At 54.6% G+C, this 15,233-nt stretch carries 14 protein-coding genes; all 14 read left to right on the top strand.

What is annotated here, in order from left to right:
* The first annotated feature begins 464 nt into the window (after positions 1 to 464).
* A complete protein-coding gene (gene sdhC, locus ACMGGQ_RS04395; protein WP_020684965.1) occupies positions 465 to 869 on the top strand; it encodes a succinate dehydrogenase cytochrome b556 subunit in 405 nt (134 codons plus the stop codon).
* The gene (sdhD, locus tag ACMGGQ_RS04400; RefSeq protein WP_008501088.1) at positions 863 to 1,210 is read left to right on the top strand and encodes a succinate dehydrogenase membrane anchor subunit; all 348 of its coding nucleotides are present in this window, start codon (positions 863 to 865) and stop codon (positions 1,208 to 1,210) included. The genes sdhC and sdhD overlap by 7 nt, the downstream gene beginning before the upstream one ends.
* A complete protein-coding gene (sdhA, locus tag ACMGGQ_RS04405; RefSeq protein WP_008501089.1) occupies positions 1,210 to 2,976 on the top strand; it encodes a succinate dehydrogenase flavoprotein subunit in 1,767 nt (588 codons plus the stop codon). The genes sdhD and sdhA overlap by 1 nt, the downstream gene beginning before the upstream one ends.
* Before the next feature lie 15 nt (positions 2,977 to 2,991).
* On the top strand, positions 2,992 to 3,708 hold the full coding sequence (sdhB, locus tag ACMGGQ_RS04410) for a succinate dehydrogenase iron-sulfur subunit SdhB (protein WP_008501090.1): 717 nt from the start codon (positions 2,992 to 2,994) through the stop codon (positions 3,706 to 3,708).
* Positions 3,709 to 3,942: 234 nt separating this feature from the next.
* Positions 3,943 to 6,750 (top strand): 2-oxoglutarate dehydrogenase E1 component, encoded by a 2,808-nt coding sequence (gene sucA / locus ACMGGQ_RS04415; protein ID WP_008501092.1) that lies wholly within the window; start codon positions 3,943 to 3,945, stop codon positions 6,748 to 6,750.
* A 14-nt stretch (positions 6,751 to 6,764) separates the two neighbouring features.
* Positions 6,765 to 7,985, top strand: coding sequence for a 2-oxoglutarate dehydrogenase complex dihydrolipoyllysine-residue succinyltransferase (gene odhB / locus ACMGGQ_RS04420; protein WP_008501093.1), 1,221 nt, complete (start codon positions 6,765 to 6,767; stop codon positions 7,983 to 7,985).
* A gap of 95 nt (positions 7,986 to 8,080) precedes the next feature.
* A complete protein-coding gene (gene sucC / locus ACMGGQ_RS04425; protein WP_006809579.1) occupies positions 8,081 to 9,247 on the top strand; it encodes an ADP-forming succinate--CoA ligase subunit beta in 1,167 nt (388 codons plus the stop codon).
* Positions 9,247 to 10,116, top strand: coding sequence for a succinate--CoA ligase subunit alpha (sucD, locus tag ACMGGQ_RS04430; RefSeq protein WP_420289641.1), 870 nt, complete (start codon positions 9,247 to 9,249; stop codon positions 10,114 to 10,116). Before sucC ends, sucD begins: the two co-directional genes overlap by 1 nt.
* Positions 10,117 to 10,847: 731 nt before the next feature.
* Positions 10,848 to 12,416: a cytochrome ubiquinol oxidase subunit I gene (gene cydA / locus ACMGGQ_RS04435; RefSeq protein ID WP_008501098.1), complete on the top strand. Its 1,569-nt coding sequence runs from the start codon at positions 10,848 to 10,850 to the stop codon at positions 12,414 to 12,416.
* Between the two features lie 15 nt (positions 12,417 to 12,431).
* The gene (gene cydB / locus ACMGGQ_RS04440; protein WP_048226125.1) at positions 12,432 to 13,571 is read left to right on the top strand and encodes a cytochrome d ubiquinol oxidase subunit II; all 1,140 of its coding nucleotides are present in this window, start codon (positions 12,432 to 12,434) and stop codon (positions 13,569 to 13,571) included.
* Between the two features lie 14 nt (positions 13,572 to 13,585).
* Positions 13,586 to 13,699, top strand: a complete 114-nt coding sequence (cydX, locus tag ACMGGQ_RS04445) for a cytochrome bd-I oxidase subunit CydX (RefSeq protein ID WP_003858598.1) — start codon at positions 13,586 to 13,588, stop codon at positions 13,697 to 13,699.
* The gene (gene ybgE, locus ACMGGQ_RS04450; RefSeq protein WP_008501100.1) at positions 13,699 to 13,989 is read left to right on the top strand and encodes a cyd operon protein YbgE; all 291 of its coding nucleotides are present in this window, start codon (positions 13,699 to 13,701) and stop codon (positions 13,987 to 13,989) included. Before cydX ends, ybgE begins: the two co-directional genes overlap by 1 nt.
* 148 nt (positions 13,990 to 14,137) lie before the next feature.
* Positions 14,138 to 14,542 carry a tol-pal system-associated acyl-CoA thioesterase gene (gene ybgC, locus ACMGGQ_RS04455; protein ID WP_003858593.1) on the top strand — a complete coding sequence of 135 codons (405 nt, stop codon included), beginning with the start codon at positions 14,138 to 14,140 and terminating at the stop codon, positions 14,540 to 14,542.
* The gene (gene tolQ / locus ACMGGQ_RS04460) at positions 14,539 to 15,231 is read left to right on the top strand and encodes a Tol-Pal system protein TolQ (RefSeq protein ID WP_008501101.1); all 693 of its coding nucleotides are present in this window, start codon (positions 14,539 to 14,541) and stop codon (positions 15,229 to 15,231) included. Before ybgC ends, tolQ begins: the two co-directional genes overlap by 4 nt.
* Positions 15,232 to 15,233 lie beyond the last annotated feature (2 nt).

Raw genomic sequence — 15,233 nt, forward strand, 5'->3', positions numbered from 1 at the left:
CAAATCAGCGTTTTTGCAGTCCGAATTATTCAAACCTGTATATCACTAATAACTGTCCTGATAACTTCGGTCAATACCATCACACTGTTACATAACTATTTGTCAGGTGAAAGAGAGACCTCATAACTTTTGCGCATTATATGCCTTTTCTGATGACGTTTGTAACAATATTGTTTAACATTTGTCAAATCAGATGATTAAAAATTAAAAAGATGTTGTTATCGTGACCCTGATCACTGTTCCAGAGAAAACCCGACAAACTGTATGTAGGTTAATTGTAATGATTTTGTGAACGGCCTATACTGCCGCCAGGTCTCCGGAACACCCTGCAATCCCGAGCCACCCAGCGTTGTAATGTGTCGTTTAAGCATCTGGAAGCACTGTTTTGCATGACGCGCAGTTATAGAAAAGGAACGCTGTCTGACCCGCATCGCAGTCCGGAGGAAGGAAACAATAAGAACAGCATGTGGGCGTTATTCATGATAAGAAATGTGAAAAAACAAAGACCTGTCAATCTGGATCTCAAAACGATCCGGTTCCCCGTAACAGCAATAGCGTCCATTCTGCACCGTGTTTCTGGTGTGATTACGTTTGTGGCGGTCGGTATTCTGCTGTGGTTACTGGGCACCAGCCTCTCTTCCCCTGAAGGATTCCTCCAGGCCTCAGCCATCATGAACAGCTTCTTCGTGAAATTCATCATGTGGGGCATTCTGACCGCACTGGCGTACCACGTTGTGGTGGGTGTTCGTCATATGCTGATGGACTTTGGCTACCTGGAAGAGACCTTCGAAGCCGGGAAGCGCTCCGCTAACATTTCATTTGTGATTACAGTCGTGCTTTCACTTCTCGCAGGAGTTCTCGTATGGTAAGCAACGCCTCCGCATTAGGACGCAACGGCGTACATGACTTCATTCTGGTCCGTGCTACCGCCATCGTTCTCACTCTCTACATCATCTATATGATCGGTTTCTTCGCGACCAGCGGCACGCTGACGTGGGAAATCTGGAGTGGGTTCTTCGGATCCGCCTTCACCAAAGTGTTCACCCTGCTGGCCCTGTTCTCCATCCTTATTCATGCCTGGATTGGCATGTGGCAGGTGTTGACCGATTACGTTAAACCGCTGGCGATTCGCCTCCCACTGCAGCTGGCCATTGTCGTTGCACTGGTGGTTTACGTTATTTATGGATTCGTTGTGGTGTGGGGTGTGTAATGAAACTGCCAGTCAGAGAATTTGATGCTGTTGTGATTGGTGCCGGTGGCGCAGGTATGCGTGCCGCACTGCAAATTTCCCAGAGCGGCCAGAGCTGCGCGCTGCTCTCTAAAGTTTTCCCGACCCGTTCCCACACTGTGTCCGCGCAGGGCGGTATCACCGTTGCGCTGGGTAACTCCCATGAAGATAACTGGGAATGGCACATGTATGACACGGTAAAAGGTTCCGATTACATCGGCGACCAGGATGCCATCGAATATATGTGTAAAACCGGCCCGGAAGCGATTCTGGAGCTGGACCATATGGGTCTGCCGTTCTCCCGTCTGGAAAATGGCACCATCTATCAGCGTCCGTTTGGCGGCCAGTCGAAAAACTTCGGCGGCGAGCAGGCGGCACGCACCGCGGCGGCGGCTGACCGTACCGGTCACGCACTGCTGCACACCCTGTATCAGCAGAACCTGAAAAACCACACCACCATCTTCTCCGAGTGGTATGCGCTGGATCTGGTGAAAAACGCCGATGGCGCCATTGTTGGTTGTACCGCGCTGTGTATCGAAACCGGTGAAGTGGTTTACTTCAAAGCCCGTGCTACCGTGCTGGCGACCGGCGGTGCAGGCCGTATTTACCAGTCCACCACCAACGCCCACATCAACACCGGTGACGGTGTCGGTATGGCTATCCGCGCGGGCGTGCCGGTGCAGGATATGGAGATGTGGCAGTTCCACCCAACCGGTATCGCCGGTGCGGGCGTTCTGGTGACGGAAGGCTGCCGTGGTGAAGGTGGCTACCTGCTGAACAAACACGGCGAGCGCTTCATGGAGCGTTATGCCCCGAATGCGAAAGACCTTGCGGGTCGTGACGTGGTGGCGCGCTCCATCATGATCGAAATCCGTGAAGGCCGCGGCTGTGACGGTCCATGGGGTCCACACGCCAAGCTGAAGCTCGACCATCTGGGTAAAGAAGTGCTGGAGTCCCGTCTGCCGGGCATCCTGGAACTCTCCCGCACCTTCGCGCACGTCGATCCGGTGAAAGAGCCGATTCCGGTTATCCCAACCTGCCACTACATGATGGGCGGTATTCCGACCAAAGTGACCGGTCAGGCGCTGACCGTGAACGAGCAGGGCGAAGACGTGGTCATTCCTGGCCTGTTCGCGGTAGGCGAAATTGCCTGCGTATCCGTACACGGCGCAAACCGTCTGGGCGGCAACTCGCTGCTGGATCTGGTGGTGTTTGGTCGTGCGGTGGGTCTGCATCTGCAGGAATCCATTGCCGAGCAGGGCGCGCTGCGTGACGCAACCGACGACGAAATTGATGCCTCTCTTGAGCGCCTCAACCGCTGGAACGGCAACCGTAACGGCGAAGATCCGGTGGAAATCCGCAAAGCGCTGCAGGAGTGCATGCAGCACAACTTCTCGGTATTCCGCGAAGGCGACGCGATGGCCAAAGGTCTTGAGCAGCTGAAAGCGATCCGCGAGCGTCTGAAAAATGCCCGTCTGGACGATACCTCCAGCGAGTTCAACACCCAGCGCGTTGAGTGCCTGGAGCTGGATAACCTGATGGAAACCGCGTTCGCGACCGCGATGTCGGCAAACTTCCGTACCGAAAGCCGTGGCGCGCATAGCCGCTTCGACTTCCCGGAGCGTGATGACGAAAACTGGCTGTGCCATTCCCTGTATCTGCCAGAGTCGGAAACCATGACGCGTCGTAGCGTCAATATGGAACCGAAACTGCGTCCGGCGTTCCCGCCGAAGATTCGTACTTACTAATGCGGAGACAGGATAATGAAACTCGAATTCTCAGTTTATCGTTATAACCCGGATGTAGACGACGCTCCGCGCATGCAGGATTACACGCTGGAAGCGGAAGAAGGTCGTGACATGATGCTGCTGGATGCCTTAATCCAGCTGAAAGAAAAAGATCCAACCCTGTCGTTCCGCCGCTCCTGCCGTGAAGGGGTGTGTGGCTCTGACGGTGTGAACATGAACGGCAAAAATGGCCTGGCCTGCATCACGCCAATTTCAGCGTTGCAGCGTCCTGGTCAGAAAATTGTTATCCGTCCTCTGCCAGGCCTGCCGGTCGTGCGTGATTTGGTGGTAGACATGGGGCAATTCTATGCACAATATGAGAAGATTAAGCCTTACTTATTGAATAATGGGCAAAATCCACCCGCTCGCGAGCACTTACAGTCTCCTGAGCAGCGTGAAAAACTCGATGGTCTGTACGAGTGTATTCTCTGCGCATGCTGTTCTACGTCCTGCCCGTCGTTCTGGTGGAACCCGGACAAGTTTATCGGCCCGGCCGGTCTGCTGGCTGCCTATCGCTTCCTGATCGATAGCCGCGACACCGAAACCGACAGCCGTCTGGAAGGACTGAGTGACGCTTTCAGCGTATTCCGCTGCCATAGCATCATGAACTGCGTCAGTGTGTGTCCGAAGGGGCTGAACCCGACGCGTGCCATCGGCCATATTAAGTCGATGCTGCTGCAGCGCAGTGCGTAAGTAAATTTGCCGGATGGCGCTGCGCTTATCCGGCCTACGAAACTGTAGGCCCGGTAAGCGTAGCGCCACCGGGCAAAATGCAGAAACCTTTAAAAACTGCCCTGAAGTCTAGACAGTTTCTAAAGGTTCCTTCGCGGGCCACAAAGAGCTCGCAGGTGAACCCCGGCACGTACACGTGGTGTGCGTGGTAGTTTCTACGGCGAAAGTAAGCATAAAAATGCTTAAGGGATCACGATGCAGAACGGCGCAATGAAAGCCTGGCTGGACTCTTCTTACCTCTCTGGTGCCAACCAGAGCTGGATAGAACAGCTCTATGAAGACTTCTTAACCGATCCTGACTCAGTGGACGCAAACTGGCGTTCCATGTTCCAGCAGTTGCCTGGTACAGGGGTCAAACCGGATCAATTCCATTCCAAAACACGTGATTATTTCCGTCGTCTGGCGAAGGATGCCTCACGTTACTCTTCTGCGATTTCCGACCCTGACACCAATGCGAAGCAGGTTAAAGTCCTGCAGCTTATCAACGCTTATCGCTTCCGTGGTCACCAGCATGCGAATCTCGATCCGCTGGGACTGTGGAAACAAGACCGTGTGGCCGATCTCGATCCGGCGTATCACGATCTGACCGAGGCCGATTTCCAGGAAAGCTTTAACGTAGGTTCCTTTGCCATCGGCAAAGACACGATGAAGCTGGGCGATCTGATTGACGCGCTCAAGCAAACCTACTGCGGCTCCATCGGCGCGGAATACATGCACATTACCTCTACCGAAGAGAAGCGCTGGATCCAGCAGCGCATCGAATCCGTGGCGGGCCACGCGACCTTCTCGGCTGACGAGAAAAAACGCTTCCTCAGCGAACTGACCGCAGCGGAAGGCCTTGAGCGCTATCTGGGCGCGAAGTTCCCGGGCGCAAAACGCTTCTCGCTGGAAGGCGGTGACGCCCTGGTGCCGATGCTGAAAGAGCTGATTCGTCACGCTGGCAAGAGCGGCACCCGTGAAGTGGTGCTGGGCATGGCACACCGTGGTCGTCTGAACGTACTGGTCAACGTGCTGGGTAAAAAACCGCAGGACCTGTTCGACGAATTCGCGGGCAAACATAAAGAACACCTCGGCACCGGCGACGTGAAGTACCACATGGGCTTCTCGTCTGATATCGAAACCGAAGGCGGTCTGGTTCACCTGGCGCTGGCGTTTAACCCGTCACACCTGGAAATCGTCAGCCCGGTGGTTATCGGTTCCGTGCGCGCGCGTCTGGATCGTCTGGACGAGCCGAGCAGCAATAAAGTTCTGCCAATCACCATCCACGGTGATGCGGCGGTCACAGGGCAGGGCGTGGTGCAGGAAACCCTGAACATGTCGAAAGCGCGTGGTTATGAAGTGGGCGGTACCGTTCGCATCGTAATCAACAACCAGGTGGGCTTCACCACCTCTAACCCGCTGGACGCGCGTTCTACCCCGTACTGCACCGACATCGGTAAGATGGTGCAGGCGCCGATCTTCCACGTTAACGCGGATGACCCGGAAGCCGTGGCTTTCGTTACCCGTCTGGCGCTGGACTTCCGTAACACCTTCAAACGCGATGTGTTCATTGACCTCTTCTGCTACCGCCGTCACGGCCACAACGAAGCGGATGAGCCAAGTGCAACCCAGCCGCTGATGTACCAGAAAATCAAAAAACACCCGACCCCGCGCAAAATCTATGCTGACAAGCTGGAGAGCGACAAAGTGGCGACGCTGGAAGATGCGACCGAAATGGTCAACCTTTACCGCGACGCACTGGATGCGGGTGAGTGTGTAGTGAAAGAGCTGCGCCCGATGAACATGCACTCCTTTACCTGGTCGCCGTACCTCAACCACGAGTGGGATGAGAGCTACCCGAACAAGGTGGAGATGAAGCGCCTGCAGGAGCTGGCTAAACGCATCAGCACCGTGCCGGACGCTATCGAGATGCAGTCTCGCGTAGCGAAAATTTATGCTGACCGTCAGGCCATGGCGGCAGGTGAGAAGCTGTTCGACTGGGGCGGTGCGGAAACGCTGGCTTACGCGACGCTGGTTGACGAAGGCATTCCTGTTCGTCTGTCCGGTGAAGATGCGGGCCGTGGGACCTTCTTCCACCGTCACGCGGTCGTTCACAACCAGTCTAACGGTTCAACCTACACCCCGCTGCAGCACGTGCACAACGGTCAGGGCCAGTTCAAGGTCTGGGACTCCGTGCTGTCTGAAGAAGCGGTACTGGCTTTCGAGTACGGTTACGCAACGGCAGAACCGCGCACCCTGACCATCTGGGAAGCGCAGTTCGGCGACTTCGCCAACGGTGCGCAGGTGGTTATCGACCAGTTCATCTCCTCCGGCGAGCAGAAGTGGGGCCGTATGTGTGGTCTGGTGATGCTGCTGCCGCACGGCTATGAAGGCCAGGGTCCGGAGCACTCCTCCGCGCGTCTGGAACGTTATCTGCAGCTCTGCGCCGAGCAGAACATGCAGGTTTGCGTGCCGTCGACCCCGGCGCAGGTCTACCACATGCTGCGTCGTCAGGCGCTGCGCGGTATGCGTCGTCCGCTGGTGGTCATGTCACCGAAATCCCTGCTGCGTCACCCGCTGGCGGTGTCCAGCCTGGAAGAGCTGGCCAACGGTACCTTCCTGCCAGCCATCGGTGAAATTGACGAGCTGGATCCGCAGGCCGTGAAGCGTGTGGTTATGTGTTCTGGTAAGGTTTATTACGACCTGCTGGAACAGCGCCGTAAGAACGATCAGAAAGATGTCGCCATCGTGCGTATCGAACAGCTTTATCCGTTCCCGCACCAGGCGGTGCAGGAAGCGCTGAAACCGTACGCTCACGTTCATGATTTTGTCTGGTGCCAGGAAGAGCCGCTCAACCAGGGCGCATGGTACTGCAGCCAGCATCATTTCCGTGAAGTGATTCCATTTGGGTCAGCCCTGCGCTATGCAGGTCGCCCGGCCTCCGCCTCTCCGGCGGTAGGGTATATGTCCGTTCACCAGAAGCAGCAACAAGATCTGGTCAATGACGCGCTGAACGTCGATTAATTAAAGGATACATAATGAGTAGCGTAGATATTCTTGTTCCCGACCTGCCTGAATCTGTAGCAGATGCGACCGTCGCTACCTGGCACAAAAAACCAGGCGATGCCGTTAAGCGCGATGAAGTGCTGGTAGAAATCGAAACTGACAAAGTGGTACTGGAAGTACCGGCTTCGGCGGATGGCGTTCTGGACGCGGTGCTGGAAGATGAAGGTACCACCGTGACTTCTCGTCAGATCCTGGGTCGCCTGCGTGAAGGCAACAGCGCGGGCAAAGAGTCCAGCGCGAAATCTGAAGAGAAAGCGTCCACGCCAGCGCAGCGCCAGCAGGCCTCTCTGGAAGAGCAGTCTAACGACGCCCTCAGCCCGGCGATCCGTCGCCTGCTGGCGGAACACAGCCTTGACCCGGCAGCCATTAAAGGTACCGGTGTGGGCGGTCGTCTGACCCGCGAAGACATCGACAAGCACCTGGCGAAAGCGCCTGCTCAGGCAGAAGCGAAAGCCCCTGCGGCAGCACCGGCTGCACAGCCTGCGCTGGGCGCACGCAGCGAAAAACGCGTGCCAATGACCCGCCTGCGTAAGCGCGTGGCCGAGCGTCTGCTGGAAGCGAAAAACTCTACCGCGATGCTGACCACCTTCAACGAAGTAAACATGAAGCCAATCATGGACCTGCGTAAGCAGTACGGTGACGCGTTTGAAAAACGTCACGGTATCCGTCTGGGCTTTATGTCCTTCTACGTGAAGGCGGTGGTTGAAGCGCTGAAACGCTACCCGGAAGTGAACGCGTCCATCGATGGCGATGACGTGGTTTACCACAACTACTTCGACGTCAGCATGGCGGTTTCGACCCCACGTGGCCTGGTGACCCCGGTTCTGCGTGATGTGGATACCCTGGGTATGGCTGACATCGAGAAAAACATTAAAGAGCTGGCTGTGAAAGGCCGCGACGGCAAGCTGACCGTAGACGATCTGACCGGCGGTAACTTCACCATTACCAACGGCGGCGTATTCGGCTCGCTGATGTCTACCCCGATCATTAACCCGCCGCAGAGCGCGATCCTGGGTATGCATGCCATTAAAGATCGCCCGATGGCGGTAGACGGTAAAGTTGAGATCCTGCCGATGATGTACCTGGCGCTCTCTTACGACCACCGCCTGATCGACGGCCGCGAGTCCGTGGGCTTCCTGGTTGCCATTAAAGAGCTGCTGGAAGATCCAACGCGTCTGCTGCTGGACGTCTAGTCACGATTTAGCATCACCTGCCCCGTGGACCGGCACACGCTGCGCCGGTCTACAGGTTTGAAGATAACGATTACCCTGAAGGATGGATAGAACACATGAACTTACATGAATATCAGGCCAAACAGCTGTTTGCCCGGTATGGCTTACCGGCTCCGGTGGGTTATGCCTGTACTACCCCGCGTGAAGCAGAAGAAGCCGCATCTAAAATCGGTTCCGGCCCGTGGGTAGTTAAGTGTCAGGTTCACGCTGGTGGCCGTGGTAAAGCGGGCGGTGTGAAGGTTGTTAAGAGCAAAGAAGAGATTCGTGCGTTTGCTGAACATTGGCTCGGCAAGCGTCTGGTAACGTACCAGACAGATGCGAACGGCCAGCCGGTTAACCAGATCCTGGTGGAAGCGGCGACCGATATCGCGAAAGAACTTTATCTGGGCGCGGTGGTTGACCGTAGCTCCCGTCGCGTGGTGTTCATGGCGTCTACCGAAGGCGGCGTGGAAATCGAAAAAGTGGCGGAAGAAACCCCACACCTGATCCACAAAGTGGCTATCGATCCGCTGGCAGGCCCAATGCCTTACCAGGGTCGCGAGCTGGCGTTCAAGCTGGGTCTGGAAGGTAAACTGGTTCAGCAGTTCACCAAGATCTTCATGGGTCTGGCGACCATCTTCCTGGAGCGCGATCTGGCGCTGATCGAGATCAACCCGCTGGTGATCACGACCCAGGGCGATCTGATCTGCCTCGACGGCAAGCTGGGCGCTGACGGCAACGCGCTGTTCCGCCAGCCGGATCTGCGCGAAATGCGCGACCAGTCTCAGGAAGACCCGCGTGAAGCGCAGGCGGCACAGTGGGAACTGAACTATGTGGCGCTGGACGGTAACATCGGCTGCATGGTTAACGGTGCGGGCCTGGCAATGGGCACCATGGACATCGTTAAGCTGCACGGCGGTGAGCCAGCAAACTTCCTCGACGTGGGCGGTGGCGCTACCAAAGAGCGCGTAACCGAAGCGTTCAAAATCATTCTCTCCGACGACAACGTGAAGGCCGTTCTGGTTAACATCTTCGGCGGTATTGTCCGTTGTGACCTGATCGCCGACGGTATCATCGGCGCGGTAGAAGAAGTAGGTGTTAACGTTCCGGTGGTTGTGCGTCTGGAAGGTAACAACGCTGAACTCGGCGCGAAAAAACTGGCTGACAGCGGCCTGAATATTATTGCAGCGAAAAGTCTGACGGATGCAGCTCAGCAGGTTGTTGCCGCAGTGGAGGGGAAATAATGTCAGTTTTAATTAATAAAGATACCAAGGTTATCTGCCAGGGCTTCACCGGTAGCCAGGGGACTTTCCACTCCGAACAGGCGATTGCCTACGGCACGCAGATGGTTGGCGGCGTAACGCCAGGTAAAGGTGGCACTACCCACCTGGGCCTGCCGGTGTTCAACACCGTGCATGAAGCCGTAGAAGCGACGGGCGCAACCGCGACCGTGATCTACGTTCCGGCGCCGTTCTGCAAAGACTCTATTCTGGAAGCGATCGACGCAGGCATCAAACTGATCATCACCATCACTGAAGGCATCCCGACGCTGGATATGCTGACCGTGAAGGTGAAGCTGGATGAAGCTGGCGTGCGTATGATCGGCCCGAACTGCCCAGGCGTTATCACCCCGGGCGAATGCAAAATCGGCATCATGCCGGGCCACATTCACAAGCCGGGTAAAGTGGGCATCGTGTCCCGTTCCGGTACCCTGACCTATGAAGCGGTTAAGCAGACCACCGACTACGGCTTCGGCCAGTCCACCTGCGTGGGCATCGGCGGTGACCCAATCCCGGGTTCTAACTTCATCGACATCCTGAAGCTGTTCCAGGAAGATCCACAGACCGAAGCGATCGTGATGATCGGTGAGATCGGTGGTAGCGCGGAAGAAGAAGCGGCTGCTTACATCAAAGAACACGTGACCAAGCCAGTAGTGGGTTACATCGCGGGTGTGACTGCGCCGAAAGGCAAGCGTATGGGTCACGCAGGCGCGATCATCGCCGGTGGTAAAGGTACGGCTGATGAGAAATTCGCAGCGCTGGAAGCCGCAGGCGTGAAAACCGTTCGCAGCCTGGCGGATATCGGCGAAGCACTGAAATCCATCATTAAGTAAGTCCTCTCTGCTCCCCGAAAGGGGGGCGTTGCAGTATAAAAATGTCCGTTTCGACATGGTTGGCCGCTGTAAAGCGGCCTTTTTTATTGCCTGCCGGGTGTCATGCAATAGTCACAAAGTGGTGTTAATTACAGAGGATGCAAAAGTAAAATAATTGTTATTTATTTGCCTTTAAGAGGGCAGATGGAAAAAAATGAAAAACGCACTAAAATTTATGTCCTGAATAAATCAGTCATTAAGCGCTACTGAGTTAATAAAAATCACTTCTGTTTATATTCATCATTCGATTCGATAACCTTAATTGTATTTCATATACATATCTTTAACATGGTTTTTACCATGTTCACCACATCAAAACACAATTAACATAACGGATTGTTTTTTGATTTAAATCAATGTTTAATCCTTGGAAAAAGGTGCTGAAAAGCGCTAAATTGTCCCCGATCAAAATGGCCGAAAAGTGGTAATTTTGCTATAAATTGATCACCGTCGAAAAACGTAAATGTGACTCTATAAAAACCTGTTTATTGTAAGGGTTTTGCAGCGTATTATATTTGCGGGATCAATTTGAGTTTTTTATTAACGTATTTGTAACCTCACGTCATCGTTTTTATCCTCCTTCAGGGTAATAACGACGACAAGGATGCGAATAATTTGTATTGGGGCATGCGTGTGGATCGCTTTGACGGGGTTCACTCTCGGAGTCTTCATGCGATGAGCAAGGAGTCATAATGTTAGATATAGTCGAACTGTCGCGCTTACAGTTTGCCTTGACCGCGATGTACCACTTCCTGTTTGTGCCACTGACGCTCGGTATGGCGTTCCTGCTGGCCATCATGGAAACGGTATACGTTCTCTCCGGCAAACAGATTTATAAAGATATGACCAAGTTCTGGGGCAAGTTGTTTGGTATCAACTTCGCACTGGGCGTGGCCACCGGTCTGACCATGGAGTTCCAGTTCGGGACTAACTGGTCTTACTATTCCCACTATGTCGGGGATATCTTCGGTGCGCCGCTGGCCATTGAAGGTCTGATGGCATTCTTCCTCGAATCCACCTTTGTAGGTCTGTTCTTCTTCGGTTGGGACCGTCTGGGTAAAGTCCAGCATATGGCGGTGACCTGGCTGGTGGCATTAGGTTCGAACCTGTCCGCGCTGTGGATCCTGGTCGCGAACGGCTGGATGCAGAACCCTATCGCGTCTGATTTTAACTTCGAAACCATGCGTATGGAGATGGTCAGCTTTGCCGAGCTGGTCCTGAACCCGGTTGCTCAGGTTAAATTCGTTCACACCGTCGCTTCTGGCTATGTGTGCGGCGCTATGTTTGTACTGGGCATCAGTTCTTACTATATGCTGCGCGGTCGTGACTTCGCGTTTGCTAAGCGCTCCTTTGCTATCGCTGCAAGCTTCGGTATGGCTGCTATCCTCTCCGTTATCGTTCTGGGTGATGAATCCGGTTACGAAATGGGTGACGTGCAGAAAACCAAACTGGCCGCCATCGAAGCCGAATGGGAAACCCAGCCGGCGCCTGCTGCCTTTACGCTGTTCGGTATTCCCGATCAGGACGCGCAGGAAAACCGCTTCGCCATTCAGATCCCTTACGCGCTGGGTATTATCGCCACCCGTTCTGTTGATAAGCAGGTGACGGGTCTGAAAGAGCTGATGGTGCAGCACGAAGAGCGTATCCGTAACGGTATGAAAGCCTACTCGCTGCTGGAACAGCTGCGTGCCGGTTCTACCGACCAGGCCGTTCGCGACCAGTTTAACGATGTGAAGAAAGATCTGGGTTACGGTCTGCTGCTGAAGCGTTATACCCCGAACGTGTCTGATGCGACGGAAGCCCAGATCCAGATGGCAACCAAAGACTCGATTCCACGCGTTGCGCCACTGTACTTCGCATTCCGTATCATGGTGGGCTGCGGCATCATCATGCTGCTGATCATTGCGGCGTCCTTCTGGTCCGTGATTCGCAACCGTATCGGCGAGAAAAAATGGCTGCTGCGCACTGCGCTGTACGGTATTCCACTGCCGTGGATCGCAATTGAATCCGGCTGGTTTGTGGCGGAGTATGGCCGTCAGCCATGGGCGATCGGTGAGGTGCTGCCAACGGCGGTAGCGAACTCGTCCCTGACCGCAGGCGACCTGATCTTCTCCATGCTGCTGATTTGTGGTCTGTACACCCTGTTCCTGGTGGCTGAACTGTTCCTGATGTTCAAGTTCGCGCGCCTTGGCCCAAGCAGCCTGAAAACCGGTCGCTATCACTACGAGCAGTCCACTGCGACTACTCAGCCGGCACGCTAAGACAGGAGTCATCAAATGATCGATTATGAAGTATTGCGTTTTATCTGGTGGCTGCTGGTTGGCGTTCTGCTGATCGGTTTCGCCGTCACGGATGGTTTCGACATGGGGGTGGGGATGCTCACCCGTTTCCTCGGTCGTAATGACACCGAGCGTCGAATCATGATCAACTCCATCGCCCCGCACTGGGACGGTAACCAGGTGTGGCTGATCACCGCAGGCGGCGCGCTGTTCGCTGCCTGGCCGATGGTCTACGCGGCTGCGTTCTCCGGTTTCTATGTGGCGATGATTCTGGTGCTGGCCTCTTTATTCTTCCGTCCGGTCGGTTTCGACTACCGTTCCAAGATTGAAGATACCCGCTGGCGTAACATGTGGGACTGGGGCATCTTCATCGGTAGCTTCGTTCCACCGCTGGTGATTGGCGTGGCGTTCGGTAACCTGCTGCAGGGCGTGCCGTTCCACCTGGACGAATACATGCGTCTTTACTACACCGGTAACTTCTTCCAGCTGCTGAATCCGTTTGGTCTGCTGGCCGGCGTCGTGAGCGTGGCGATGATCATCACTCAGGGCGCAACCTATCTGCAGATGCGTACCGTGGGTGAGCTGCATCTGCGTTCTCGCGCGACGGCTCAGGTTGCTGCGCTGGTTACGCTGGTCTGCTTCGCGCTGGCTGGTGTGTGGGTGGTGTACGGTATTGATGGCTACGTGGTGACGTCTGCGATCAACCACACCGCACCGTCTAACCCGCTGACCAAAGAAGTGGCGCGTCAGGCGGGGGCATGGCTGGTGAACTTCAACAATACCCCTGTGCTGTGGGCGATCCCGGCGCTGGGCGTGCTGCTGCCGCTGCTGACCGTGCTGACGTCTCGTCTGGAAAAAGGCGCGCTGGCGTTCGTGTTCTCTTCACTGACCCTGGCATGCATTATCCTGACGGCGGGTATTGCGATGTTCCCATTCGTCATGCCATCCAGCACCATGCTGAATGCTAGCCTGACTATGTGGGATGCAACGTCCAGCCATATGACGCTGAACCTGATGACGTATGTTGCATGCGTGTTCGTTCCGATCGTTCTGGCCTACACCATCTGGTGTTACTGGAAAATGTTCGGTCGTATCACGAAAGAACATATCGAAAGCAACACCCACTCTATGTACTAAGTAAGGAGCTGAATATGTGGTATTTCGCATGGATTTTAGGGACGCTTCTTGCCTGTGCATTTGGTGTCATCACTGCCCTGGCGCTTGAGCACGTAGAAGCGACCAAAGCGGGTGAAGAAAAACACTGATGAATATTATCGCGAAACTTTACGCGGTAATGGACAAGCGCCCGTTACGGGCGCTTTCTTTAGTGATGGCATTACTGCTGGCAGGTTGTATCTTCTGGGACCCTTCGCGCTTTGCAGCGAAAACCAGCGAGCTTGAAATCTGGCACGGCTTCCTCATCATGTGGGCGGTGTGCGCAGGCGTGATCCACGGCGTGGGCTTTCGTCCGAAAGCCGTTCACTGGCAGGGAATTTTCTGCCCGCTGATTGCCGATCTGGTGCTTCTCGCCGGTTTGATTTTCTTCTTCTTCTGAATAAGAAATGTCCGTTAACGTTATGGGCTTACCCGAGCCCATAAAAATTTACTCTCCGTTTACTTTCCCCCATTCCAAACCATCTTTCCCGCGCGTATAGTAGCGAAGTTTAAAAGCTCTAACTTTTGTTGCATTACTGGGATGTAAAGTGAATACAACGCTGTTTCGATGGCCGGTTCGTGTCTATTACGAAGATACCGATGCCGGTGGTGTGGTTTACCACGCCAGCTACGTTGCTTTTTATGAACGGGCACGCACAGAGATGCTGCGCCATCATCACTTTAGTCAACAGGTGCTGTTGGCTGAGCGAGTTGCCTTCGTGGTACGCAAGATGACGCTTGAGTATTTTGCGCCTGCCAGACTCGACGATATGCTCGAAGTCCAAACTGAAATTACATCAATGCGCGGAACCTCACTGGTTTTCACGCAGCGGATAGTCAACGCAGAGAACACCGTACTGAACTCAGCTGAAGTACTGATTGTTTGTGTTGATCCAACCATAATGAAGCCTCGTGCGCTTCCTAAGTCTATTGTCGCGGAGTTTAAGCAGTGACTGACATGAATATCCTTGATTTGTTCCTGAAGGCAAGCCTTCTGGTTAAACTTATCATGTTGATTTTGATTGGTTTTTCAATCGCATCCTGGGCCATCATCATCCAGAGAACGCGTATCCTCAATGCCGCCGGCCGTGAAGCTGAAGCGTTTGAAGATAAGTTCTGGTCGGGCATTGAGCTTTCTCGTCTGTACCAGGAGAGCCAGGGGCGCCGTGAAAACCTGACCGGCTCCGAGCAAATTTTCTATAGCGGTTTCAAAGAGTTCGCCCGTCTGCATCGTGCAAACAATCATGCGCCGGAAGCGGTGGTGGAAGGTGCCTCGCGTGCGATGCGCATCTCGATGAACCGCGAGCTGGAAAACCTTGAAACGCATATTCCTTTCCTCGGTACTGTCGGTTCCATCAGCCCGTATATCGGTCTGTTTGGTACCGTGTGGGGGATCATGCACGCCTTTATCGCGCTGGGCGCGGTGAAGCAGGCGACGTTGCAGATGGTTGCACCGGGTATCGCTGAAGCACTGATTGCGACCGCTATCGGTCTGTTTGCGGCAATTCCGGCAGTTATGGCCTATAACCGTCTGAACCAGCGCGTGAACAAACTGGAACTGAACTACGACAACTTTATGGAAGAGTTCACTGCGATTCTGCACCGTCAGGCGTTTACCAGCACCGAGAGCAACAAGGGGTAAAC

Origin of the sequence: Enterobacter sp. BNK-13 (genome assembly GCF_048685015.1) — a bacterium.
GTDB classification, from domain to species: domain Bacteria; phylum Pseudomonadota; class Gammaproteobacteria; order Enterobacterales; family Enterobacteriaceae; genus Enterobacter; species Enterobacter quasiroggenkampii.

Coding starts and splice junctions, on each gene's coding strand:
- cydX (WP_003858598.1), top strand. CDS start 13,586: ATGTGGTATTTCGCATGGATTTTAGGGACGCTTCTTGCCTGTGCATTT.
- cydB (WP_048226125.1), top strand. CDS start 12,432: ATGATCGATTATGAAGTATTGCGTTTTATCTGGTGGCTGCTGGTTGGC.
- sucA (WP_008501092.1), top strand. CDS start 3,943: ATGCAGAACGGCGCAATGAAAGCCTGGCTGGACTCTTCTTACCTCTCT.
- odhB (WP_008501093.1), top strand. CDS start 6,765: ATGAGTAGCGTAGATATTCTTGTTCCCGACCTGCCTGAATCTGTAGCA.
- ybgE (WP_008501100.1), top strand. CDS start 13,699: ATGAATATTATCGCGAAACTTTACGCGGTAATGGACAAGCGCCCGTTA.
- cydA (WP_008501098.1), top strand. CDS start 10,848: ATGTTAGATATAGTCGAACTGTCGCGCTTACAGTTTGCCTTGACCGCG.
- sucC (WP_006809579.1), top strand. CDS start 8,081: ATGAACTTACATGAATATCAGGCCAAACAGCTGTTTGCCCGGTATGGC.
- sdhD (WP_008501088.1), top strand. CDS start 863: ATGGTAAGCAACGCCTCCGCATTAGGACGCAACGGCGTACATGACTTC.
- sdhC (WP_020684965.1), top strand. CDS start 465: ATGTGGGCGTTATTCATGATAAGAAATGTGAAAAAACAAAGACCTGTC.
- sdhB (WP_008501090.1), top strand. CDS start 2,992: ATGAAACTCGAATTCTCAGTTTATCGTTATAACCCGGATGTAGACGAC.
- sdhA (WP_008501089.1), top strand. CDS start 1,210: ATGAAACTGCCAGTCAGAGAATTTGATGCTGTTGTGATTGGTGCCGGT.
- sucD (WP_420289641.1), top strand. CDS start 9,247: ATGTCAGTTTTAATTAATAAAGATACCAAGGTTATCTGCCAGGGCTTC.